The following is a 21518-nucleotide window of genomic DNA, read 5'->3' as shown; positions in this document are numbered from 1 at the left end:
CCCTCACCGCTTGTTCTGCGACAATTAACCTTGTTTACGGATTAGGTAGTCAAATGCGCCTAAGCTTGCTTTTGCCCCTTCACCCATCGCAATGATGATCTGTTTGTAAGGAACGGTGGTTGCGTCACCCGCTGCGAAAACACCTTCTAAGCTGGTTTCACCACGACTACCCACTTCAATCTCACCGCGCTCAGACAGGGCGACTTCTGAATCTTTGAGCCACTCTGTGTTTGGTACTAGACCAATTTGAACAAAGATACCTGACAGTTCAATCTCTTTGATTTCATCTGTGTTGCGGTCTTTGTACTTCAAGCTTGTTACGCGCGTACCGTCACCTACTACTTCTGTTGTTTGCGCCATCGTGATGATGTCTACGTTGGGTAGTGAGTTCGCTTTGTCGATAAGCACTTGGTCTGCGCGAAGTACGTCGGCGAATTCAAGAACCGTTACGTGCTCTACGATACCAGCAAGGTCGATAGCCGCTTCGATGCCTGAGTTACCACCACCAATAACCGCAGTCTTCTTGCCTTTGAACAGTGGGCCGTCACAGTGTGGGCAGTACGCGACACCTTTGTTGCGGTACTCTTGCTCACCCGGAACGTTCATTTCACGCCAGCGTGCACCTGGGCTAAGGATGACACTTTTACCCTTCAGCGTTGCGCCGCTTTCAAGTTGGATGTGAATCAAACCATCTTCTGTGTGCGCTGCGCCCATTAGCTTCTCAGCTTGTTGCTCAGTCACGACGTCTACGTCGTATTCTTTTAGGTGTTCTGCTAGATCAGTGGCCAGTTTTGGACCTTCAGTACGTTTTACCGAAATGAAGTTCTCGATTGCCATAGTGTCCATGACCTGACCACCAAAACGCTTAGCAACAACGCCAGTACGAATACCTTTACGAGCGGCGTATAGAGCAGCGGCGCTACCACCAGGACCACCGCCGACAACAAGTACGTCGTATGGGTCTTTTTCGCTCAGTGCTTTCGCCGCTTTTTCGCTCGCGCCATCATCCACTTTGTTAAGGATTTCAGTCAGAGACATACGACCTTGGCCGAACAGCTCGCCGTTCACGAATACGCTTGGTACTGCCATGATGTCGCGTTTTTTCACTTCATCTTGGAACAAGCCACCGTCGATCATGGTTGCTTTTACTTTCGGGTTGATCGCCGCCATCATGTTGAACGCTTGAACCACGTCCGGACAGTTTTGGCACGACAGTGAAATGAAGATTTCTACGTCTAGATCTTTGTCTAGTGCTGCGATTTGCTCAATCACTTCTGGCTCTAGTTTGATTGGGTGTCCGCCAGAGTGAAGCAGCGCCAATACTAGAGAGGTAAACTCGTGACCCATTGGCAAGCCTGCAAAGCGCAGTGATGTGCCTTTCTCAGGGTTGGTTACCGCCATCACGGGTTTACGTGCGCTTGCGTTGTCATCACGTTCAACGGTGATGAGGTCGCTCATCTCTGCGATTTGATTCGCTAGAGAGAGAATGTCGTTTGATGCTTTGCTTTCATCTAGGCTAACCACTAAACGTACTTCTTGTTTTACATTAGCCAGATATTGTTTGAGTTGTTGTTGGATTGCTTGGTCTAACATAGAGAATCATGCCTTACTTAAATGGTTACTCTGGATAAAATTGGAGCGAGGGGAGAGCAAACCAGGCCGAAGGTCGTCAAAGTATCTAACCTGGAATGCTCTCTAATTAAGACGCTAAGCTAGCTAGGAACTCAATGCGCGCTTAGCGTGTGCTATCAGTGGCTTAGATTTTGCCAACTAGGTCTAGAGATGGTGCTAGTGTCTCTTCGCCTTCTTTCCATTTTGCTGGGCAAACTTCGCCTGGGTGTGCTGCTACGTACTGAGCTGCTTTTACTTTGCGTAGTAGGTCTTCTGCGTCACGACCGATACCTTCAGCAGTGATTTCCATTGCTTGGATAGTGCCTTCTGGGTCGATTAGGAACGTAGCGCGGTCTGCAAGACCTTGACCTTCACGCATCACACCGAAGTTGTTTGTGATGTTGCCTGTTTGGTCGCCAAGCATGTAGTACTGAATCTTGCCGATTGTGTCTGAGCTGTCGTGCCATGCTTTGTGAGTGAAGTGTGTGTCAGTTGATACTGAGTATACTTCTACGCCACGTTTTTGTAGCTCTTCGTAGTGGTCTGCAAGGTCGCCCAGTTCTGTTGGACATACAAACGTGAAGTCTGCTGGGTAGAAGAAAAATACTGCCCATTTACCTAGAACGTCTTGTTCTGTTACTTCAACGAATTCGCCGTTTTTGTATGCTGTTGCTGCAAATGGTTTGATTTGAGTGTTAATCATTTTTACTTTCCTCTGAATGTATTGGGCTGAGCCGTTTCTTGCTTTCGGAAAGTATATTCTCATCGGAGTGTGTCTAAGGAAAATCGCTTGTATCTATCCTATTGATAGCCAATTCCTATTTCACTTGATAGGCGATTTCGATGTAAAGGGAAGATTGATAGGCAAAGTAATGCCGAAATAGACCAAAACGATAGGTCGCTTTGGTCTATTTGTGAAAAGAGCTTATAACCAGCGTTTGCGTCTAAATACGTATAGAAGTGACGTCGCCATAATCGCCATCACGCCCCAAAGCATAAAGTAACCATGCTTAAAGGTGAGTTCAGGGATGTATTCAAAGTTCATTCCGTAAATGCCAGCAACAAAGGTCAGTGGGACAAAAATCGCTGAGACGACCGTAAGCAGCTGCATGGTTTTATTCAGCTGGTGTGAGCTCAACGAGATGTAACCTTCAATCAAGTCACCGCACAAGTCGTAATACATCGACGTAAGGCTTTCTAATCGGTCAAACTTATCAAACACATCGCGCAGGCTGTGCTTAATGTCTGCATCCTCTATATTGATGTAAGCAAACTCTTCCGTCATCAGTTGGTCGACCAATTTAACGTGGTAGGACTGAATACGATGTATTTTTCGTAAGTGGGATTTGAGCAAAATGAGGCGGTGCATTAAGTCATCATTGGACTGAGTGAGCATCCCATCTTCAAGGTCACTGATTTCATCTTCCGCCTCAAGAACCGCGTCGGTATAGCGCTGCGCAGACGCATTCATGATTTTACTCAGCATTAAGCTCGGCGAGCGCAGATACTTAGACAATGAACGGTGTTTCGCTAACGCTTCGATACCAAATGAGTGTTCGACGCGACGAGTAATTAAGATGTTCTCGCCCACAAAGCACCCAAGCGCCATGGTTTTGATGTCTAGATGCGTCTCGACATTGCTAAACCCACGGTAGAGGACGAAAGTATAGTTCTCGAATTCCTCGACTTTTGGCGGTCTGCGATCGCGCTGTGCATCTTGAATCGCAAGCGGGTGGCAGCCAAGATTGAGTAACAGTGACTCTTCTTCTTTCAATGGTTCTTTGTAGAGATCTATCCATATTTGACCACCTTGAAGGCGCCATTGTTCAATCAGTTCCTGACCACCTTCGGTCAACTGGTCATCCTTGAGATAAAACGCTTTGAGCATTCTGGAACTCCTTTTTGATCACAACTGTGATCAATTTCTGTGTTTAGCTACAGTTGATAAAAAAAATCGAACAACTACTCATATAAAATAAACATTATCTAATGCTGTAAGGGAACAGCATCAGCGAATCTTCAATTAACTCTCTTTTATGGCTATTGGCTAAGTATATGGCATGAATGTCACGCTGAAAGGTTGGCGTATTCGGCACAAGATAAAGTTGCTGTTTACGCAGTTGAGTAAAGCACATTTGGCGCGGCAAGTAAGCGGTCCCCCCGGCTTCTAAAATAAATGACATGGCCGTATTGGGTTGACTCATATGGTGAACTGGCGAAAGGTCTTTGCCGAAATGATGTAAAAACGCCGAGTTGATGGTATCTCCGTAGTCAACCATGACGAAATTTTCGATGTCGGTTACCTGCTTGATTGGGTCTGTGCTGACCAAGACCAAAGGCACCGTGCACAGTTTCTTCGAAATAATTTCGTCGGTGTAGGGGGGCTCGAAGAGAAAGCCGATATCCAAAATCCGATTGAGCACTCGTTTACGAAGTTCGACCGAAGAGTAGGTGTGAGTGTAAAGGTGCACATCGTCAATATTACGGTGAAGCTTTTGCAGCCAGTCGTGCAGCACCATGTCCCAGATGGACATCATCGCGCCAAGAAAAAGCTGCGAACCATCGCTGTCAGTGACGCCAACTTCTTGTTTTAACTTGTGCCACATGGCCATCATGTCATTGGCATGCTTGACCAGCTTATCCCCTTCTGCTGTCAGCTTTAGGCGCTTGTTCGAGCGGTCAAACAGCAGTACCCCCAGCTCATCTTCCAGCTGTTTAATCCGCGAGCTAACTGCCGCTTGCGTTAAATGAAGGTTTTGCGCGGACATACGAATATGCAGCGTATGACTGACGTCGATGAAGGTTTTGAGCAACTCAATTTTCATTATTTTGATAAATTTTTTCGAACAAACTGTAAGAAATATATAGTTTTATTTATCTCTTAACAACTACTACATTTTCCCTACAAATCCATAGGGAGAGACAAAATGAAAATCGCCATCTTATCGAGAAATCAGAATCTATATTCAACCAAACGTCTAGTTGAAGCGGGCATTGCACGCGGTCATGAAGTGGATGTTATCGACACACTTCACTGCTACATGGACATCACCAGCAGCCGGCCAACGGTGCGCTACCAAGGTAACGAATTGCCATTGTATGACGCGGTGATCCCACGTATTGGCTCTTCCATTACTTTCTATGGTACGGCGGTGGCGAGACAGTTCGAGATGATGGGTACATTTAACGTCAATGAATCTGTGGCGATCAGCCGTTCACGCGATAAGTTGCGTTCTTTACAGTTGTTGTCTCGAAAAGGCGTCGGGCTACCTAGAACCGGTTTTGCGAGCAAACCTGACAACATTAAAGACCTTATCAAAAATGTCGGTGGCGCCCCTTTGGTGATTAAGTTACTCGAAGGTACCCAAGGCATCGGTGTGGTATTGGCTGAAACGTCAAAAGCTGCGGAGAGCATCATCGAAGCCTTTATGGGCTTGAAAGCCAACATTTTGATTCAAGAATACATCAAGGAATCAGGCGGTGCGGATATTCGCTGTTTGGTGATTGGCGGGCGTGTCGTCGCGGCGATGAAGCGTCAAGCGGCAGAAGGGGAATTTCGTTCTAATTTGCATCGTGGTGGCTCGGCAGAAGTGATCCGTTTAACCAAAGAAGAGCGTGAAACGGCAGTCAGTGCGGCCAAAATCATGGGTCTGAATTTCTGTGGTGTGGATTTGCTGCGTTCCAATAATGGTCCAATGGTGATGGAGGTGAACTCGTCACCCGGTCTAGAAGGCATCGAGAAAGCAACCAACTTAGACGTGGCGGGCAAGCTGTACGAGTTTATTGAAAAGAACGCCAAGTTTAACGCCAATAAAACCCGTGGTAAGGGGTAACAAGTATGTCAGAGCTCCGTATTGGTACACACACAATATTGCCCGGTCAACGCACTAAAATAGCGTTGCCCGTGGCGAAGTTGTACACCGACGCTGACGTTTCTTTGCCGGTATACATTATTCGCGGCAAACGTGAAGGCCCGACAATTTTTGTCAGTGCCGCCGTCCATGGTGACGAACTGAATGGCATTGAAATTGTTCATCGCATTATCAATATGAAGCGTTTTAAGGTGATTCGAGGCACGGTGATTTTTGTGCCAATGGTGAATGTGCATGGTGTGATCCACCAAAGCCGCTACTTGCCGGACCGTCGTGATCTCAACCGTAGCTTCCCCGGCTCACCGAAAGGCTCCCTTGCGGCGCGGGTGGCAAACATATTTAAAACCGAGATCATCGATAAGTGTCAGTACGGTATAGATCTGCATACCGGTGCCATCCACCGAACCAACTTGCCGCAAATTCGCGCCAATGTGGAAGATGAAGTCACCGCGCAGCTGGCGAATGCGTTTGGTGCACCAGTGGTACTGCATTCGGAAGAGATTGATGGCTCGTTGCGTGATTGTGCCGCGAACTCGAATACTAAAGTGCTGGTGTACGAGGGTGGCGAAGCGTTGCGATTTGATGAAACCTCGATCCGCATGGGAACACGAGGTGTCATTCGAGTCTTGCGTCATCTCAACATGGTGAGCAAAAGTCGCCGACTTCGTGATGTACCAGAGCCAGTGATTGCGCGTGGTAGCCAGTGGGTGAGGGGCAGTGCGAGTGGCATTGTCAAACACCGATACCAACTGGGTGACTACGTGAAAAAAGGCGATCAGCTCGCAACCATCAGCAGTGCCTATGGCGAAGAATTAGCGGTGATCGTCGCGCCGAGAACTGGGGTCATCATTGGTAAGCAGAACATTCCCTTAGTTCAAGAAGGGGAAGCGATGTATCACATTGCTTACTTCCATGAAGATGAACAGACCATAGCCCAGCAAATTGACAAGCTGTCTGAGGATGTGGCCTCACGAGAAATTAAGGAAGGTATGTAATGGCAACCAGTAGCAAAGAAAAAGTCATTATTGGACGTCTTGAAAGCATTTCATTGCCCGATCTTGGCATTGAAAACCTGACCGTTCGGGTCGACTCCGGTGCTCAGACGTCCTCGTTGCACGTCGACAATATTACGTTGATCACCATACACGGTAAGCCAGGTATTCAGTTCGACATTCACCCCGAGGTGCACAACGTTGATAAAGTGGTGCGCTGTAAAGCCGAGCTGTATGACCTGCGCAAAGTGAAATCCTCAAACGGTGTTTCTGAGCAGCGCTATGTGATTGAAACCAATGTGAAATTGGGTGGGTTAGAGTGGCCAATCCAAATCACCTTGACCGACCGCTCTGACATGACGTACTTGATGCTGCTTGGTCGTCAAGCGATGGGGAAAAAGTTCCTTATTGATCCGTCACAAGTATTCTGCGGTGGGAGTGCTAAACAGATATGAATGCATTTGATACGGCGATCTCTTGGTTAGAGATGACGCTTTTTACCTTTAATGAACAACCGGTTACCTTGTGGGCTATTTTAGCGGTGCCGACTTGGGTGGTGGTTAGTTTATGGGTTTCAAAGCTTATTATTAAAGGTGTGTGTGCTCGCCTAACCTCATCTGGCAAGGACCCGAATATTGTCCACTTGATTGAGCGCGTGTTGTTTGTTGTCGCCCTTGCGGTCATTTTCCTGACCACTTTGTCGATGCTCAATATCCCGATTACCGCTTTTGCGTTTCTCTCGGGTGCGATAGCAATCGGCTTTGGTTTTGGTGCGCAGAACATCATTAACAACTTCATCAGTGGTTGGATATTGATAGGCGAAAAGCCCATTCGTATTGGTGACTTCCTTGAGGTTGAAGGGGCAAAAGGGACTGTGGAACAAATCAACACGCGTTCTACTCGAATTCGACGCGTCGATGGCGTCCATATGTTGATTCCTAACAGCAAGTTGTTGGAAAACACGGTGATCAACTGGACCTTGCGCGATAAATTGGTTCGTGGCTCTGTGGTAGTGGGTGTTGCCTATGGCAGTGATGTTCGCTTGGTGGAAACCCTGATGCGAGAGATCACGTCAAGTAACCCTAAGGTGCTGAAAACACCTGAAATGGCGGTGTTCTTTCAGGACTTTGGTGACAACGCGTTAATTTTTGAAACCTTCTTTTGGATAAATTCTCAAGTGGAAGGGGGCGTTCGTGCTGTGACCAGTGAGATTCGTTTCGCCATTGATGAGGCGTTTAAACAGCATGAAATTACTATCGCCTACCCGCAGCGGGATATTCACTTAGATGGTGCGATTAAAATTGTACGCGAGCGGCGTTAGTCTGGATTGTTTGAATGGGGAGCGTGGTGCTCCCCTTTTTTATGCAATGCTATTTACTCACGAGCAATAAATCACATGGCGGGTTGGCCAGTAACACATCCACGGTACTGCCTGACCAATACCGAGAGAGCGCGATACGTTTGCAAGCGCCCATGGCTAGAATGGATGCGCCAATGGTATCGACGGCATCGGGTAAACCTTCTTCAGGGTTGGCTTTAATCAACCGCAAAGGCAGTTGGTAGAACTTGTTGCTATTGAGAAATTCTTTGATGGCGTGCTTTTGATTGGCGAGAATTTCTTGTGAATAGCGATTTAAGTATGGCGCGACATATTGGCAATATACCAGTGTGGTCGAGGCATTGAGCTTTGCGCCAGTCTCTAAGCAGCGGTCAATAATCGCTTTATCAATGTCCGCATTTTTGTCTCCGCGGTGGAGCGGATCAATGGCGGCGGCAATCTTTATCTCTTGTCCCCATTTGTTCTCCGTCAGCAACAAGACATCGTGACTTTGACGCGCCAACTCCCTAAGTAGCTGCGGTGCTAATACGCCTCGAGAATAATCGACCAAGAACACGTCGGCGCAGTTTTGGTGGTCTTTCGATAGCTTCTTCTCCCAATTGTTTCCAGAGAGTAAGTCGAAATTAACATCCATTTCTGGGAACTCTATTTCTGCGCAAATTTCCTCAACTAACTCTATTACGGAGGTGCACCACTGCATAAAATAGTCATTGTATCGGGCGCTGCTCTCTTCGCCTTTGAGCAAGAAATCGATAAAGGTATGTTCTTCGCTTCGACGGTAATCTTCGGCGTAAATGTGGAGCGCTTTATTTGCTGCGTGGGCAAAACGAACGGCTTTTCTTAGCACGCGTCTTGAAGGCTTGGAGGTAACTCTGGTTAACAGATAGATTGAATCCATTTCAATGTCCATATCGTATGAGGAGTCCCCATAACTCCCTATCAATTGATGTATGCGATCGGTTAAGTTTAGTCAAGCCTTATTGAATCTGATGATAAGAAAGCCCGCTCGAACGCAGGCTTTTGAAGAGGTTGGGCTATTTGATTGCGGTGCAGAAACTCACATCCGCATGGTGGGTTTGCGGATCGTAGCTGTGGTAGAGCTCAAAGCATGGTCTGCAGTCGTTTTCCAGTCCAGACTCAATGACTTTGCCCATTAGCTCATCCCACATTTGCGCATATTGATTGACGTCCGTGATGCTCTGGCGCATTACCGCGTATTGACCGCCTGGGAAGTCTTGCAGTTCAATACCGTTTGCCACTTCTGTATTTTCTGGCACCATCAAGCAGATGTCGGTACGACACTTCTCATCAGGGGTGATTTCTGGGTTGTCATGGTAGATGAAGATGCAGGTATTGCCTGCCAAGCCTTTCATCCCTGCCCATTGATACAAGCGGCCAGATGGCTCTTCATAACCTTGGCCGTAAGGGCCGTTTACGCGAATGTAAGCCAGTTTTGATTTTTCAAAGTTTTGCGTTTCCATTGTGCTGCTCCATGTTGTTGGTGTAGAGCCAGTATATGGATCGCTTGTTGATACTTCGTTTCCATTCTTGCGCAAGGTGTGTCCAATCTTGCTGTTTCGAGCCAGTAAGGCAAACTCTTGATAGTTATCGCAATCTCGAAATGCGGTAGGGGTTACGCCAAAATGCTGTTTGAACGCTTTCGCTAGGCTTTGTGAGCTAGAAAATCCATATTCTAATGCGACATTTAAAACCGGTTGCTTGGATTTGAACAGCTCATCTGCCGCGGCTTCTAAACGAAGTCTGCGAATAAAATCCGCCAGTGTTTCACCTTGAACCGCTTTAAAGGTGCGATGAAAGTGATACGGTGAAAGATTGGCAAGTGCAGCGACCTCTGGCAGATTTAACGGCTCGTTAAAATGCGCTTCTAAATAGCGAATAACAGGCAACAATCTTTTTTGGTAATCAACGCGCATTGGTTAGCTCATTCTTGCTGGAGTTGCTCAAAGCCTACCGAATTGAATCAATGTTTCAAGAGTGGTTAGTGAGAAATGCGTGATAGAAATTGGTTGAGCTTAGAGCGCAAAAAGCCGTTAACCCCAATGTTCGGGCGAACGGCTTTTTCTTGATTGAGCGCTAAATGGCTAAGACTTAATTGCGAAAAATTAGTTGCCTTGGTTTTGGCTCTGAAGTTTCTCTTTTGCTTCTTCAACTTTAGAGAAGTCTAAGCCTAGTTCGTCAACGGCTTCTTTGATGAGCGCAGGGTTTTGCATCACTTGTGTCATCAGCATTTGTAGCTTCTCTTGTGGCAGACCTAGTTGGCTGATGGTTGCCATTGCCGCAAGCGGGTTCTGCGTCAGAGTCTGGAAGATTTCGTTGATCTGTTCATCGCTGATGTTGTTCTCTTTCAGCAAGGCGATAATTGGGTTCATCATATTTCCTTTCAATCAGTGTATGACTTGGTTGCCAGTATTTGTTCTAGCAAAATAATTGGGGCTCCCGCTCAATATTTCAATACCCTGTTAGCTCCATATAGCCAGTCCCAGAATGAGAGCCCTCAATACGTACTGGGCCCTCCCAATAAGGCACAGAAAGCGGCATTTTCGCGTTCAGGTTGAGAGCAGAAACGGTAAGCTCAATTTGCTGATTAGGAATCGACACTTGCCACTGGGTTGGATACGTTCGACCTTGGATTTTTGTTTGCTTAGTCGCCTTTAACTGAATGTCTTTTTGTGGGATAGCAATGCCAGATCCCTCTTGCTGCATCAGCTTTGCACTGGAGTAACTGGCTGATCCGGTTTTGGAATCCCGCAATTGGAATACCACCAAACTGGTTTCGTCACTCAACCTTAGGGCAAACCAGTCCCAGCCTTGTTGTGAGTCGAGTAAGAATTGCGAGCTCCACTCTCGATCTATCCAACCTTTACCCGACACTTGATGGGTTTCACCGTCGATGGTGACTTCACCGGAGACATCAATAAACGGTTGGCTGTAGTAATACGACGCCACCTGAACATTGGCACTTTTGGGGCTGTAACCTTGTTCGCCTTGCTTTTGATAAGGCGCGCTGCTGGTAAGTTTGAGTGAGTAGCCAAACTGCTCTGAATTGGCATTTAGCGTAGCAGGGAAGAGGTCGTTGGTTGAAGAGGTCCACTGCCAATCATCGAGGTAAACCCGAAATGGTGAAGTATCAACACCGGCTAGAGAGGCTTGTTCGCGTGACCATTTTTCATCGGCGTAGTGTTTGTCCGCGGTCGTGACCGCGCTGTGCGCCATATAGATTTGCTGCGTTTGCCACTCGGTTTTCTTCACGTCATCTTCGCCCCTTGGCGGTGGCGGTGGCGCAGCAGCAAAGCGAAATTGTGTCCACTGGACGCCAAGTGGAGTGCCATCTTCATCAATTAAGTTAGCGGTTAAGTACCACCATTCATGACGAAAGTTTGGGTGTGCTTGATGGTCTGCCGGGAAGGTCAGTTCAACCCCTTTTTCCACGGGGGTGAATGGGTTGACCTCGCTTTGCATATCTCCACTGCCGAGCAATGTGCCCATATTTTGTGTGCTCATATTTTTTTGTTGGGCATCTTCACATCCAAATAGGATCAAGCTACTTATGAGCAGAGTAAGTTTGCTTGCTAATCGAACCATCACAACACCTCGCTTTGCAAACTGGACACGACAGGCTTACTGACCAATCGCCACAGCGGAATCAAGGTTGCAATCACCGCCACCAAGATGGTGATCGCAGCAATACTGAGGGCATCACTCCAGTTCCACACATAATTTAAGCTCCAACCAAAAGCTCGTAAGGTGACGATGTCTGTCAGCACATAACCCACCATCGCACCGAGGGGCAGGGCGATAACCAGAGTAAAACTGACCAAAGCGACGATCTGTCCGACCACCATGGTCATTAATTTATGACGACTAACGCCAAGTGCATACAGCCTTGCAATGGCGGCTTTACGCGCGTCGAGCAACATGAAACAAGCACTGAACAAGCCAATCACCGCGACCATCAACGTCACGCCGTTGAGCGCACGCGTAATGGCGAAGGTCTGCGAGAATATATCCAACGCGATGGATTTGATTTGCGCCTGATCGTAGAGCTGACTTGGATGCAGATTCAGTTGCTCGCGCAGTTGCTCGTAGACGATTTGTGGGTCACCCGAGACTTTAATACCAAGGCTTGTTGGCAGGTCGGTAAAGCCACTCTCTTGCCATAACTTTGGTGCTAATAAGACTTCACCGTTGGGTGAGCCGTAATCGTGGAATACCGCACCCACAAGCAGGTTCTTATTTGGAACGGCATCAAGCGTGAGCTCGCTACCCAGTGATAAACCCAGTTTGACCGCGGTTGGCTCACTGATAGCGACTAACTCACCTTGGTAAAAGCGTGGCCAGAAGTTCTCCAAATGCGATTTGAACACCATGGTTTGTTCTAAGGTGTCTTTGTCTTTGGTGCCAAGCAAAATCGGTAAGCCTTGCAGGTTATCGTCGACGTAGTATTGCTTGTAGACGGTCTCAACCTTGTCGAACTGCCCTAACGCGCGCTCCACATTAGCGATTTCTCCTTGCGCAGGACTGACGTAAATATCAGCGTGCAGCCTTTGTTCTAACCACTGTTTTAGGGTGGACTCGAAGCTACCAACTAAGGTATTCATCCCCATATTGGCTGTAACGGCGAGTAGCAGTGCCATCATGGCGAGAGAAAGCGGAGAAATCAGCTCGCGCAACTCAGCAAACAGATACTGCATCAAACCGGAACTGGTGCGCTTTCCACACCAATTGGCTAAGAGGCTGAGTGTTTTGGGTAGATACAAAGGAATCGACACCACAAGCACGCCGAGCCACGCCATGGTGAAGCGGTGGTGTTCACTCAGCCATAACCCTGCGAGTGCGAGAGTTGTCAACGCAGCACCTATCAAGAACAATTGGTTTTCGTTAGAGGCTTCAGGCGCTTGATAAAAACCGCCATGAGAGGAAAGCGGTTGGCGCACTCGCTGTTTAAAGTGCTGCCAACACGCCAATAGGGTTGCGGCTAATGTGAGTAGAAGCGCTTGCGCCCACCATTGCCACTGCCAAGTGCCGGGCAGCAGTGTCGCGCCATAAAGTTGTTCCAATGTCAGCGCCACGGTCGGGTGCAACCAATGGCTAAGTTGCATGCCTAATACAAAACCGAGGGAAGCGCCGATGGTAACGAGAATAGTGAGTTCAACTAACAGCGCAGAGAACACAATGCTCGGCGCAACGCCCGCCTGTTGAATCTGCACTAACAGTCGATTGCGTTTCAGCAAGCTGTACTTTACGCCGTTGTAAGCGATGAACAGCCCGACTAAAAAGGCGAGTAAGCTCATTGCGGTGAGATTGAGGTGAAAGCTGTCGGTCAGTGAGCCAAGGTCTGCACTTTGATTATTGGAAATCCATTGTCCTTGTTCACCAATAAGGTTCTGCCACTTTGCTTGCTTGTCTTTATTTCCTTTCTCACCCGAATGGAAAACCGCAATGTAACTGAGGTGTCCTTGTTTATTGAGCAGTTGCTGGGCAAAGCCAATGTCCATCAACATTCGGCTACCTAACTGCCATTCGTCAGGCAACACCACCACTTGGGTTGGAATGTCGTCCAGAGTTAGGGTTTCTACCTCCCCTAAGTTTTGATGTTGAGATTGGCTCATCATCACGATGGGCTTGCCGGCTAAAAGCTCAGGCAAAGGTAACGCACTGTCGAACAAAGAGACGTTTTGCTCACTATCCGATGAATAGCGCGAACGTGAAGAGATGGCAGCAATCAACTCGCTACCTTGTACTGACCAACGACGCCCTTGTTCATCTCTCACTCGCCCTTCGATTACAGGTAGCGCTGCACTGAGCCCGTTTTGTCTGAGGGTGAAGTAGAGCGATTCGGGCAGATAGTTTTGCCCTGCGGGTGGAATAATTAAGTTCTGAGCTTGTGCACTAAGCTGCTCGGTAGACTCCGCATAACTGCGCTTGGCATTGAGGTTGATGGCTTGCACCGCAACAAACAAGGTCACGGCCAACACGATACCGATCAGAATTGCGGCGGCTTGCAGTGGCGCCTGCCGATAGTGCGCTGAAAATAGATTCAGGGCGAGTCGAGTATGAGTGAATCTGGTATTTGATAACTTAGCTTGCTTCATGGCGAAGCTCATGTTTGTTTACTTGATGACAGTTCTGTAGCTGACTATTATCCAATCGCCCATCTTTTAAGCGTAAGTGGGTTTTCATAAATTCAGCGCATTCAGGGCTGTGGGTGACTAACAGCACTGCCGTATTGCCTTGGGTGGTGATTTCACTGAGTAATTTCATCACTTCTAACCCTGCTTTTTGGTCGAGGTTACCTGTGGGTTCATCAGCAAGTAGAAGCTTAGGTTTGTGTGCCAATGCGCGTGCGATAGCGACTCGCTGCTGTTGGCCGCCGGAAAGGGCAGAAACATGCCTGTCGAGAAGTTGGCTGATGCCCAGAGTCTCGACCAAATAATCGCACCAGTCGTTCCATTTCTGTTGATTCAAATGCAGAGGAAAGGCGATGTTTTGCTGTACGTTGAGCGGCGTTAATAGATTGAATTGCTGGAAGATAACACCGAGTTTTTGGTGTCGAAATCGGCTCCATTGTGGGTCTTTCCAAGCTGCTGTGTTATCACCATCTAACCACAACTCACCATCGGAAAGCGGCTCAAAGCCAGCGATGACATTGAGTAAGGTACTTTTGCCGCTGCCACTGGCGCCCGTCAGCGCAACACTCGCTCCTGTGTTCAGTGTGAAGTCGACGCTTTCCAACACGCGATGTGTCTCTTTACCATCGATAAAACTTTTGCTGGCGTGTTTGAGCGTGACAAGTGGGCTTTCCATTTCCTCTCCTGACTCTTTTAAGTGTGGCGTTCAAAAACTCTTATACTGGTTTTAAAGAAAAGTGAGTCACAATCGATGTTAGTTTAAAGATAACGTAGCACACTATTTAGGCATGAGAAGTCATTGATTTGCTGGTGATGTTGAGTGCGATTGCCGACGATGACTAAGTTGATTCCCAACTCTTTGCATGCTTTCACATCCCAACTTGCGTCACCAAAATAGGTCACGGGCAGTTCAGCGCTTTGGTCAGCCTTAGATTGCGCCACGCGCATAATTTGAGTGCGAGAGTGATGATCGTTAGAAGAGGCCATCACTAAGCCATTCGGGTTGAACCCCGCTGACTCCAACTTGAGTTTAGCGGTTTCTCCCCAGCCGCCTGTGGCGATTGACACTATGTGTTGGTCGCTTTGCAGTAGATAAGAAACAAAATCTCTTGCACCTGGGATTTCTTTAGCTGGCTCATTGCGTAGCGTATTGGCGATGTTGCGAATGAAGACGGGTTTAACTAAACGTTCTAACGTTTCGAAAGAGTAGTGGGGAGCCTGCCTTTCGACAAAGGTTTGCAGAATGCTTTTGTCGGTTGCGTGGGGATAAGCCTCCCAATCGCTCGAAAGGGTTAAGCCTGTGACTTCTTGTACCGCGGACACGAAACATTGCTCATCGAGCTCGTAGGACTGAATCAGCGTACCATCAATATCTAGCATGACATGGTTCATAGCGGGCTCCTCTAATTATCGAGCGACGGAGTAAGTCAAAAGATCGTCAAACTCGCCATAAAGTCCGGTATTGGGATCTGCTGTCATTCCTAGTTTTTTGATGATCGCCAGTGAGGCTAAGTTTTGCTTTAAGGCGACACCATAAATCTTGTCTAGCGCTTGGGTCTTGAAGGTTTCTGAAATCACGGCGCTGGCGGCTTCAAAGACATAACCTTTGCCCTGATAACGGGGAAGGATAGCGTAGCGCACATCACTAAACCTTGGATCGGCGCATTGCTCTACACCAACATACCCAAGCTTAATGCTAGGTTCTGCTTTTTCATAAATGATGTAGGTGCCATAGCCACGCTGCCAATGAGCAAGGCGTTTGTCAGTGTATAACCTAATTTCATCTTCCGTATACGCGCTGCCTTTGGGAAGGTATTTGGTTAAAGCATCTGAGCCTAGAATCTCTAGGAAGATATCAAGATCACCTTCTGTTGCGGGTTTGAGAATTAGGTGCTGAGTGGAGAGCATAGATGTCCTTATCAATACTGCTAGAGCGCTGGGCTATGGATAGAGTTCTAGCTCGTGCTCAAATTTGTTTTCACCTACTTTCTCAAAACCCAGTCGCTGATACAACTTGTAAGCGGGATTGGTTTTGATAACGCTTAAACCAACCACTGCATTGGTTATTTTTGCTTTTTCTATCAGTGAGTAGATCAGTTGGCTACCAACTTGTAAGTTCTGATAGCCTGGGTGGATTTGAATTTGGATCAGGTACCACAGGTTTTGTTCTTTTTGGTACTCGGTTTTAAACAACCCAATCGGAGTGTCATCAAGGTTGATGATCTGCGCGCAATCAAATTTGTATTGAATTCGGTCTACATACGCTTCGTAAGTGGTTGGCATACCTGCATCTTCGAGGTAATCGCGCATGGTTGCATGGCGTAGATTGATCAGAAAATCTAAATCTGAGGGGAGCGCTTTTCTCAATGTAAGCTTCATATCTTCGTCCGTAAAGTTATATTCATTTTGATGCATACTGCCATCATTGGCGGCTTGAGACAAATTTTGACCAGTTACATGCGGTATTTAGCGTGTGTAAAAAAGCCACTCAACTGAGTGGCTTTCGTTAAATTAGGCTAAGTCTGACTTAGATGTAGTATGCTTCTACTTCGCCTTTCAGTTGGATAAGCATAGGGTTGCCGAAACGGTCTTTTGCTTTTGGAGAAGCAATTTTTACCCAGCCTTCGCTCACGCAGTACTCTTCAACGTCTGTACGTTCTTTGCCTTTAAAGCGAATACCGATCTGGTGATCGAAGCACTCTTTTACAAAGAATGGGCTACGTGGGTTGCCTGATAGGCGATCTGGTAGAGCTGGTTTAGCTGTATCTGTCATTTTTTGTGACCTTGAAGTCCGTAGAAAAAGTGCGCCATTGTAGTCATAGCTTGGTCTTGGTTCAAGCCATCAAATGACGCGAATTAGGAGTGAGCAAAGCTTTTGCTACAAACCCTTTAAATACTGTGCGTTTGCCGTAGGGTGAATCATATCGTTGAGCGTTTGGGCACGCACTGAGTTTGGTTCTTGTAGCGCAAGCAAAAATGCATCGACAACCTCTGGCTTACTCACCGATACTCTGGTTTCTGTTTGGATATCGCGTAGGTCAATTAGTACGTCAGTCAACAGCTGCGGCAAATCTTGCAGCACTTGCAGGTTAAGTACGTTGTGCTCGCTGTATATCGCGTTGTGATTGCCTTTTTGTTTTTGTACTACGTAAGGGTTGTCTTTTAGGTTGATGATCGATGTGCGCTTGTCACAACGCTTCAAACAGCCTTTGTTGACCTTAATCTTGCGGCAACCTTCGGTTTGTTGGAACAAACATTGGCGACTGGTCAGCAGAGTGTTCGGGTGGTAAATACTGTAGTAGCTGCGCATGTTGTGCGGGCGCTTAATGTGGCGCATCTGCTTCATGTTCAGCTCGTTAGAGATAAACGCACCGCTTGCGGCGAACTCTTGTTGCAAACATTTGAACGAGTATGAGTTGACTGTGTTCATCTGAGGGCCAGCCACCCAACCTAATCCTAGCGCTTGAGCCAAAATGCCCACGCCAGAGTTATTGGTGATCGACAGCGCAGGTTTCGCGACCTCTAAGAATGTTCGTGCCGCTTGGTAATCGTCACCAATCAAAATGGCAGGGAACCAAGGCTTCAATGTCGGATTAGTTTGGAACAACTCGATCATTGCATTCAGTTCACCGGCCAATCCCATTGGTAGCTGGAAGTACACGTCGACGTCGCTGTATTCGCATAGTGCTGCGTCTTCTACTGATGAAATCAATACCGATAGCTTCGGAGCGCCTTCGCGCAATTGTGGTTGAGGCAGCATCGGCAAAGTGGGTACATCAATCGCGCCTTTTAGGCTGCTGCCAGAGGCTTGCGTTGAAGTTATATCAAAGTCTTGTGTTTTTTCTGCAACCTTCTCAATAATGGCGGTTTTATCGTCGTAGAGCTTTTTCTTCACGCCTTGTACATCATTGGCGGATTCGCATTTGTAGATCTTAGAGAAATGTTTCACCGCGTGGTCACGAGGGTTGTCGATGTACATCGCTTTACCAAAGTCGCCTTGCAAAAACGCGTTGGAGAAATCACGGTTGAAAACGGTGTAAAGCTCAGTGGTGTCGTTCGACAGTTCCATACCATCGCATAAGCGATCAATCTGTTTACGCCAGTTATCGACCACGGTGTAAACGTAGTGAGATTTCTTAATGCGGCCTTCCACTTTCAACGAATACACGCCCGCATCGGCAAGGGCTTCTAAATCGCCAAATGCCGAGTTGTCCTTCATGTTGAGTGGGTAGCTGTTACCTGTTTTGGTGGTTTCGTATTGTTCACGACAAGGCTGGCTACAACGCCCGCGGTTGCCCGATGCACCGTTGCGTGCAGAGCTGATGTAACAGATGCCAGAGAAGCCAATGCAGTATGAGCCGTGGACAAACACTTCCATCGTCACATCATGTTGACGGCCAAACTGAGCTAGATGCTTGATCTCATTGATGTTCAATTCACGTGAGAGGTTTACACGGCTGGCTGTTAGCTGGTTAAGAAACAGGATCTGACCTTCGTTGTGCGTGTTGAGCTGAGTTGAAGCGTGTACGTCTAGATCTGGGAAATGATTCTTGAGAATGTAAGCCAAACCAAGATCTTGCACGATGACGCCATCAATGGTCGTGGTGTTTAATTGGCTGAGCAAACGCACGATGGCTGGGATTTCGCTCTCCAGAATCAACACGTTTAGAGTCAGGAAGATCTTACAGTTATGCTGATGCGCAAGCTGCAACACGCCATTCAAGTTATCTAAAGTGAGGTTGGTGGCTCGGTTGCGGGCATTAAAGCGGTCTAGTCCGCAGTATATGGCATCGGCACCTGCAGCAATAGCCGCTTTGATAGAATCCAGATCGCCACCCGGGGCTAATAACTCAAATTGATCGCGTGTCACTATTTATCTCTTACTCAACATGAACGTGAGCACGCATTCTACGGGGTTCAAAAATGTGATGTTGGTCTAGTTCACTTTTTATTAATCTGGGTCAATAAGATCGTGTATCCGCTTTCGTTTTATCACGTGGAGCGTAGCAATTTGAGTAGTTGTAATCCGTCACTCGCTTGTCCCGAGTAGCCAACCAATCGTTTTGGGTAGCGCCATGGAATGGTGGTCATTAACGCTTGAAGGAATGAAAACGTTGCGGAGAAGTTGAGGCAGTATGTTGCGAACGGAGGTGTACTGACATTTTGCCCAACGCTGAACAAGAAATAGCATCCCCAAGATACAAGCGGACCACCGAGTAGTACAAAGGCTCTTTGCTGAAGGGAGAGAGTAGAGGATATCTGGCAAAAACCTCGATGAAATGGTGTAGCTGAGGTGATGATAGTCAGTCTACCCATTGGGATAGTGAAACCTCTTCGTGGTGTACCTAAAGAAATGGTCACGTGCTTTACCCAAAATAGTTGTGGTATTGCGTGGCCGAGTTCGTGTATCAGGGTCAGTAAGGGGGCGATGATAAACAGTGAGAATAATAACGCTGGCAGGGTATCCATCTTAAAGTCCTTGGTCTAACGGTTTAGCTCTATTATCTGTACTGGCTTTTCAAGTGGAGGACTTTGCGACAAACGGTGAAATAGCAGGATGAATGGCGAGAACGTGAATTTTATTATCAAAAATAAATTGATAATAATTCAAAAATTAGACTGTTTATCGCGCTCTTAACCTGCCTTAATATCACTTTCAAGCAAACATCAAGCAAAAGCAATCAAAGTGGTTGCGGACGATAAATATCAGGGCTAAGTCGATGAGTAAATTAACAATTGTGGCAAATATTATTGCTAAGCAAGACAAAATCGAAGTGGTGAAAAGTGAGCTTATCAAGCTGATTGAGCCAACCCGTTTGGAAGAGGGCTGCATTGATTACGATTTGCACCAAGACAACGAGAATCCAGCGCATTTTGTTTTCCTTGAAAATTGGACATCACGCGAGTTGCTGCAAAAACACCTGCAAAGTGAGCATATCGCCGTTTACAAGGCTGCAACTGAAGGCGCGGTTGAACGGTTTACTCTCGACGAATTGACCCATATTGCGTAACGCAACCCCTATTATATTGAGGCACGAACATGACACATCCAATCATTAAAGACTTAAACGCTCGCTATACGGCTAAAAAATACGATGCGACGAAACGCATTGCTGCTGACGATATCCAAGTGATCAAAGAGGCGCTGCGTCTATCGGCTTCGTCTATCAATTCACAGCCTTGGAAATTCATCGTATTGGAAAGCGATGAAGCCAAACAGCGTTTCCACGATACGTTTGCCAATAAGCATCAGTTTAATCAACCGCATGCGAAAGAAGCCTCACACACTATTCTGTTGGCTTACGATCCAAAATTCACCAAAGAGAAATATGCCAAGCGTGTAGATGCCGAAGTGACATCAGGCCACTTACCGGAAGAGCGTTACCACATGATGCTTGATGGCGCTTACGGATTTGCAGAAGCGAATACCGACGAAAATGGCTTTAATGGCAATTGGACAAAAGCACAAGTCTACATTGCTCTGGGTAACTTACTGCACACTTTGGCTCGCCTTGGTATTGATTCAACGCCAATGGAAGGGGTCGATCCAGAGCTTATCGGCCAGATCTTTGAGCAAGAGTTAGATGGGCATGTCTGTGAAGTGGCATTGGCGATTGGCTACCACCAAGATGGGGAAGACTACAACCACGGCCTACCGAAAGCGCGTATGCATATGGATGATGTGATTGAAGTGCTGTAATCACAACCCCACTGAAAAAGACGACAAAGCCTGACCTTAGCGTCAGGCTTTGTCGTCTTTGCAATACTCAACACTTAAAACGGGTGATGGGTAAAAATATCGTCGATCATTTCTTCAAGCAGCGTGTCATCGTCGTTGGCTTTCGCGTAAGTACGCAACCCCGCAATTTGCACTTGGAGATGCCGAGCAAGTTTGTTGGCATCTTTCTCTGGAGAGAGTTCACCATGCTGCTGCGCTTGAACAATCACTTGGGCAAATGTCTCTTCCATCTTGCGAAAACAGGCCTGCGCTTGCTCTAGCAGTGCTTGGTGTTCGTCGGTCAATTCTGCGATGGTTTTGGCCAACATGCACATTCCATTGGGCGCATGATGTTTCGTATTTATAACCACTTGTTTCACAAACGCTTTCAGACCATCCAGTGGAGAAGAGGAAGCTTCTAGGCAGGCGTTTAAGTTCTCAATACCCATCTGCGTGTAGTTGTTCAACGCTTCCTTAAACAGCCCATCTTTGCTACCAAATGCTGCGTAAATGCTTCCTGGGCGCATATCGATCACGTCTTGTAAGTTTCTCATTGAGGTGGCGTGAAAGCCTTTTTGCCAGTAGAGATCGGTGGCTTGATTGATGACCCACTCTCGGTCGAATTTTGCGGTTTTGCCCATGCTGTAGAAACTCAATGTTGAACGACAGTTCAAATTATAGGTGGTTTGTTAGGGTCGGTAAAGCTGTGATCACGCATCTTTGTCGCCTGTGATACTAGGCACATAAAAATAAATTACTGATTTTTAATGGCTTTAAAATTATTTGAACGATTGTTCAAATTAATTATTGAACGTTCGTTCAAATAGATCTATCGTA

The 21518-nt window shown here is 47.1% G+C and carries 22 protein-coding genes; 6 read left to right on the top strand and 16 right to left on the bottom strand.

All coding sequences use genetic code 11. The features are described from left to right. Positions 1–24: 24 nt before the first annotated feature. The 4 genes from ahpF to U9J37_RS17360 all read right to left on the bottom strand — a co-directional run bounded on the left by ahpF (position 25) and on the right by U9J37_RS17360 (position 4436). Positions 25–1593, bottom strand: coding sequence for an alkyl hydroperoxide reductase subunit F (gene ahpF / locus U9J37_RS17375; protein WP_005469131.1), 1569 nt, complete (start codon positions 1591–1593; stop codon positions 25–27). 163 nt (positions 1594–1756) lie between these two features. Then, positions 1757–2314: an alkyl hydroperoxide reductase subunit C gene (gene ahpC, locus U9J37_RS17370; protein ID WP_005374632.1), complete on the bottom strand. Its 558-nt coding sequence runs from the start codon at positions 2312–2314 to the stop codon at positions 1757–1759. A 222-nt stretch (positions 2315–2536) separates the two neighbouring features. Further along, a complete protein-coding gene (locus U9J37_RS17365) occupies positions 2537–3499 on the bottom strand; it encodes a magnesium transporter CorA family protein (RefSeq protein ID WP_038135729.1) in 963 nt (320 codons plus the stop codon). 94 nt (positions 3500–3593) lie between these two features. Beyond that, complete coding sequence (locus U9J37_RS17360) at positions 3594–4436, bottom strand: LysR substrate-binding domain-containing protein (protein ID WP_322414268.1); 843 nt, start codon at positions 4434–4436, stop codon at positions 3594–3596. Positions 4437–4538: 102 nt separating this feature from the next. On the opposite strand from U9J37_RS17360, the gene rimK reads away from it, so the two are divergent. Genes rimK through U9J37_RS17340 form a run of 4 tightly spaced genes read left to right on the top strand, consistent with a single transcriptional unit; the run spans position 4539 to position 7796 of the window. Then, positions 4539–5444 carry a 30S ribosomal protein S6--L-glutamate ligase gene (gene rimK, locus U9J37_RS17355; protein ID WP_005473885.1) on the top strand — a complete coding sequence of 302 codons (906 nt, stop codon included), beginning with the start codon at positions 4539–4541 and terminating at the stop codon, positions 5442–5444. A 5-nt stretch (positions 5445–5449) separates the two neighbouring features. Next, entirely contained in the window at positions 5450–6478 is a 1029-nt protein-coding gene (locus tag U9J37_RS17350; RefSeq protein WP_005473984.1) for a succinylglutamate desuccinylase/aspartoacylase family protein, read from the top strand. After that, on the top strand, positions 6478–6930 hold the full coding sequence (locus U9J37_RS17345; protein WP_005473897.1) for an ATP-dependent zinc protease family protein: 453 nt from the start codon (positions 6478–6480) through the stop codon (positions 6928–6930). Before U9J37_RS17350 ends, U9J37_RS17345 begins: the two co-directional genes overlap by 1 nt. Then, a complete protein-coding gene (locus U9J37_RS17340; protein ID WP_005473928.1) occupies positions 6927–7796 on the top strand; it encodes a mechanosensitive ion channel family protein in 870 nt (289 codons plus the stop codon). Before U9J37_RS17345 ends, U9J37_RS17340 begins: the two co-directional genes overlap by 4 nt. A 49-nt stretch (positions 7797–7845) precedes the next feature. Here the strand turns inward: U9J37_RS17340 and U9J37_RS17335 are convergent, their stop codons facing one another. From U9J37_RS17335 to U9J37_RS17285, 11 genes are all read right to left on the bottom strand, one after another. After that, entirely contained in the window at positions 7846–8712 is an 867-nt protein-coding gene (locus U9J37_RS17335; protein WP_043887173.1) for a universal stress protein, read from the bottom strand. 136 nt (positions 8713–8848) lie between these two features. Then, positions 8849–9748, bottom strand: a complete 900-nt coding sequence (locus U9J37_RS17330) for an AraC family transcriptional regulator (protein ID WP_005474020.1) — start codon at positions 9746–9748, stop codon at positions 8849–8851. A gap of 189 nt (positions 9749–9937) precedes the next feature. Continuing rightward, complete coding sequence (locus tag U9J37_RS17325; RefSeq protein WP_038212314.1) at positions 9938–10204, bottom strand: DUF2999 family protein; 267 nt, start codon at positions 10202–10204, stop codon at positions 9938–9940. A 79-nt stretch (positions 10205–10283) separates the two neighbouring features. Next, a complete protein-coding gene (locus U9J37_RS17320; RefSeq protein WP_005473920.1) occupies positions 10284–11417 on the bottom strand; it encodes a lipocalin-like domain-containing protein in 1134 nt (377 codons plus the stop codon). Next, a complete protein-coding gene (locus U9J37_RS17315; RefSeq protein WP_005473887.1) occupies positions 11417–13927 on the bottom strand; it encodes an ABC transporter permease in 2511 nt (836 codons plus the stop codon). Before U9J37_RS17315 ends, U9J37_RS17320 begins: the two co-directional genes overlap by 1 nt. Continuing rightward, positions 13914–14639 (bottom strand): ABC transporter ATP-binding protein, encoded by a 726-nt coding sequence (locus U9J37_RS17310; protein ID WP_005473895.1) that lies wholly within the window; start codon positions 14637–14639, stop codon positions 13914–13916. The genes U9J37_RS17315 and U9J37_RS17310 overlap by 14 nt, the downstream gene beginning before the upstream one ends. Positions 14640–14722: 83 nt before the next feature. Next, the gene (locus U9J37_RS17305; RefSeq protein WP_005473922.1) at positions 14723–15355 is read right to left on the bottom strand and encodes an HAD family hydrolase; all 633 of its coding nucleotides are present in this window, start codon (positions 15353–15355) and stop codon (positions 14723–14725) included. Between the two features lie 15 nt (positions 15356–15370). Further along, on the bottom strand, positions 15371–15871 hold the full coding sequence (locus tag U9J37_RS17300) for a GNAT family N-acetyltransferase (protein WP_005473961.1): 501 nt from the start codon (positions 15869–15871) through the stop codon (positions 15371–15373). Between the two features lie 33 nt (positions 15872–15904). Beyond that, a complete protein-coding gene (locus U9J37_RS17295) occupies positions 15905–16342 on the bottom strand; it encodes a GNAT family N-acetyltransferase (RefSeq protein WP_038136152.1) in 438 nt (145 codons plus the stop codon). A gap of 148 nt (positions 16343–16490) precedes the next feature. Further along, the gene (locus U9J37_RS17290; RefSeq protein WP_005473870.1) at positions 16491–16736 is read right to left on the bottom strand and encodes a DUF3297 family protein; all 246 of its coding nucleotides are present in this window, start codon (positions 16734–16736) and stop codon (positions 16491–16493) included. Between the two features lie 105 nt (positions 16737–16841). Beyond that, positions 16842–18833 carry a peptidase U32 family protein gene (locus U9J37_RS17285; RefSeq protein ID WP_005474011.1) on the bottom strand — a complete coding sequence of 664 codons (1992 nt, stop codon included), beginning with the start codon at positions 18831–18833 and terminating at the stop codon, positions 16842–16844. 850 nt (positions 18834–19683) lie between these two features. Between U9J37_RS17285 and U9J37_RS17280 the strand changes: the two genes are divergently transcribed. Both U9J37_RS17280 and U9J37_RS17275 read left to right on the top strand, forming a co-directional pair. Continuing rightward, complete coding sequence (locus U9J37_RS17280; protein WP_043887171.1) at positions 19684–19974, top strand: putative quinol monooxygenase; 291 nt, start codon at positions 19684–19686, stop codon at positions 19972–19974. Positions 19975–20003: 29 nt separating this feature from the next. After that, entirely contained in the window at positions 20004–20663 is a 660-nt protein-coding gene (locus U9J37_RS17275; RefSeq protein WP_005474018.1) for a nitroreductase family protein, read from the top strand. A gap of 74 nt (positions 20664–20737) precedes the next feature. On the opposite strand, the gene U9J37_RS17270 is transcribed toward U9J37_RS17275, so the two are convergent. Next, entirely contained in the window at positions 20738–21322 is a 585-nt protein-coding gene (locus tag U9J37_RS17270; RefSeq protein ID WP_005473883.1) for a TetR/AcrR family transcriptional regulator, read from the bottom strand. Positions 21323–21518: the final 196 nt, after the last annotated feature.

Origin of the sequence: Vibrio sp. 16, from assembly GCF_963681195.1 — a bacterium.
Classification (GTDB): domain Bacteria; phylum Pseudomonadota; class Gammaproteobacteria; order Enterobacterales; family Vibrionaceae; genus Vibrio; species Vibrio sinaloensis_D.
Note: the sequence above shows the minus strand (reverse complement) of the source record. Positions and strands in the feature narration are given on the sequence as shown.

What these genes read in the sequence shown, in the direction of transcription:
- U9J37_RS17270 (WP_005473883.1), bottom strand. Translation starts at nt 21,322, where the DNA reads ATGGGCAAAACCGCAAAATTCGACCGAGAGTGGGTCATCAATCAAGCC.
- U9J37_RS17305 (WP_005473922.1), bottom strand. Translation starts at nt 15,355, where the DNA reads ATGAACCATGTCATGCTAGATATTGATGGTACGCTGATTCAGTCCTAC.
- U9J37_RS17315 (WP_005473887.1), bottom strand. Translation starts at nt 13,927, where the DNA reads ATGAAGCAAGCTAAGTTATCAAATACCAGATTCACTCATACTCGACTC.
- U9J37_RS17290 (WP_005473870.1), bottom strand. Translation starts at nt 16,736, where the DNA reads ATGACAGATACAGCTAAACCAGCTCTACCAGATCGCCTATCAGGCAAC.
- U9J37_RS17345 (WP_005473897.1), top strand. Translation starts at nt 6,478, where the DNA reads ATGGCAACCAGTAGCAAAGAAAAAGTCATTATTGGACGTCTTGAAAGC.
- U9J37_RS17295 (WP_038136152.1), bottom strand. Translation starts at nt 16,342, where the DNA reads ATGAAGCTTACATTGAGAAAAGCGCTCCCCTCAGATTTAGATTTTCTG.
- ahpC (WP_005374632.1), bottom strand. Translation starts at nt 2,314, where the DNA reads ATGATTAACACTCAAATCAAACCATTTGCAGCAACAGCATACAAAAAC.
- rimK (WP_005473885.1), top strand. Translation starts at nt 4,539, where the DNA reads ATGAAAATCGCCATCTTATCGAGAAATCAGAATCTATATTCAACCAAA.
- U9J37_RS17330 (WP_005474020.1), bottom strand. Translation starts at nt 9,748, where the DNA reads ATGCGCGTTGATTACCAAAAAAGATTGTTGCCTGTTATTCGCTATTTA.
- U9J37_RS17320 (WP_005473920.1), bottom strand. Translation starts at nt 11,417, where the DNA reads ATGGTTCGATTAGCAAGCAAACTTACTCTGCTCATAAGTAGCTTGATC.
- U9J37_RS17275 (WP_005474018.1), top strand. Translation starts at nt 20,004, where the DNA reads ATGACACATCCAATCATTAAAGACTTAAACGCTCGCTATACGGCTAAA.
- U9J37_RS17350 (WP_005473984.1), top strand. Translation starts at nt 5,450, where the DNA reads ATGTCAGAGCTCCGTATTGGTACACACACAATATTGCCCGGTCAACGC.
- U9J37_RS17280 (WP_043887171.1), top strand. Translation starts at nt 19,684, where the DNA reads ATGAGTAAATTAACAATTGTGGCAAATATTATTGCTAAGCAAGACAAA.
- U9J37_RS17335 (WP_043887173.1), bottom strand. Translation starts at nt 8,712, where the DNA reads ATGGATTCAATCTATCTGTTAACCAGAGTTACCTCCAAGCCTTCAAGA.
- ahpF (WP_005469131.1), bottom strand. Translation starts at nt 1,593, where the DNA reads ATGTTAGACCAAGCAATCCAACAACAACTCAAACAATATCTGGCTAAT.
- U9J37_RS17340 (WP_005473928.1), top strand. Translation starts at nt 6,927, where the DNA reads ATGAATGCATTTGATACGGCGATCTCTTGGTTAGAGATGACGCTTTTT.
- U9J37_RS17300 (WP_005473961.1), bottom strand. Translation starts at nt 15,871, where the DNA reads ATGCTCTCCACTCAGCACCTAATTCTCAAACCCGCAACAGAAGGTGAT.
- U9J37_RS17365 (WP_038135729.1), bottom strand. Translation starts at nt 3,499, where the DNA reads ATGCTCAAAGCGTTTTATCTCAAGGATGACCAGTTGACCGAAGGTGGT.
- U9J37_RS17310 (WP_005473895.1), bottom strand. Translation starts at nt 14,639, where the DNA reads ATGGAAAGCCCACTTGTCACGCTCAAACACGCCAGCAAAAGTTTTATC.
- U9J37_RS17325 (WP_038212314.1), bottom strand. Translation starts at nt 10,204, where the DNA reads ATGAACCCAATTATCGCCTTGCTGAAAGAGAACAACATCAGCGATGAA.
- U9J37_RS17360 (WP_322414268.1), bottom strand. Translation starts at nt 4,436, where the DNA reads ATGAAAATTGAGTTGCTCAAAACCTTCATCGACGTCAGTCATACGCTG.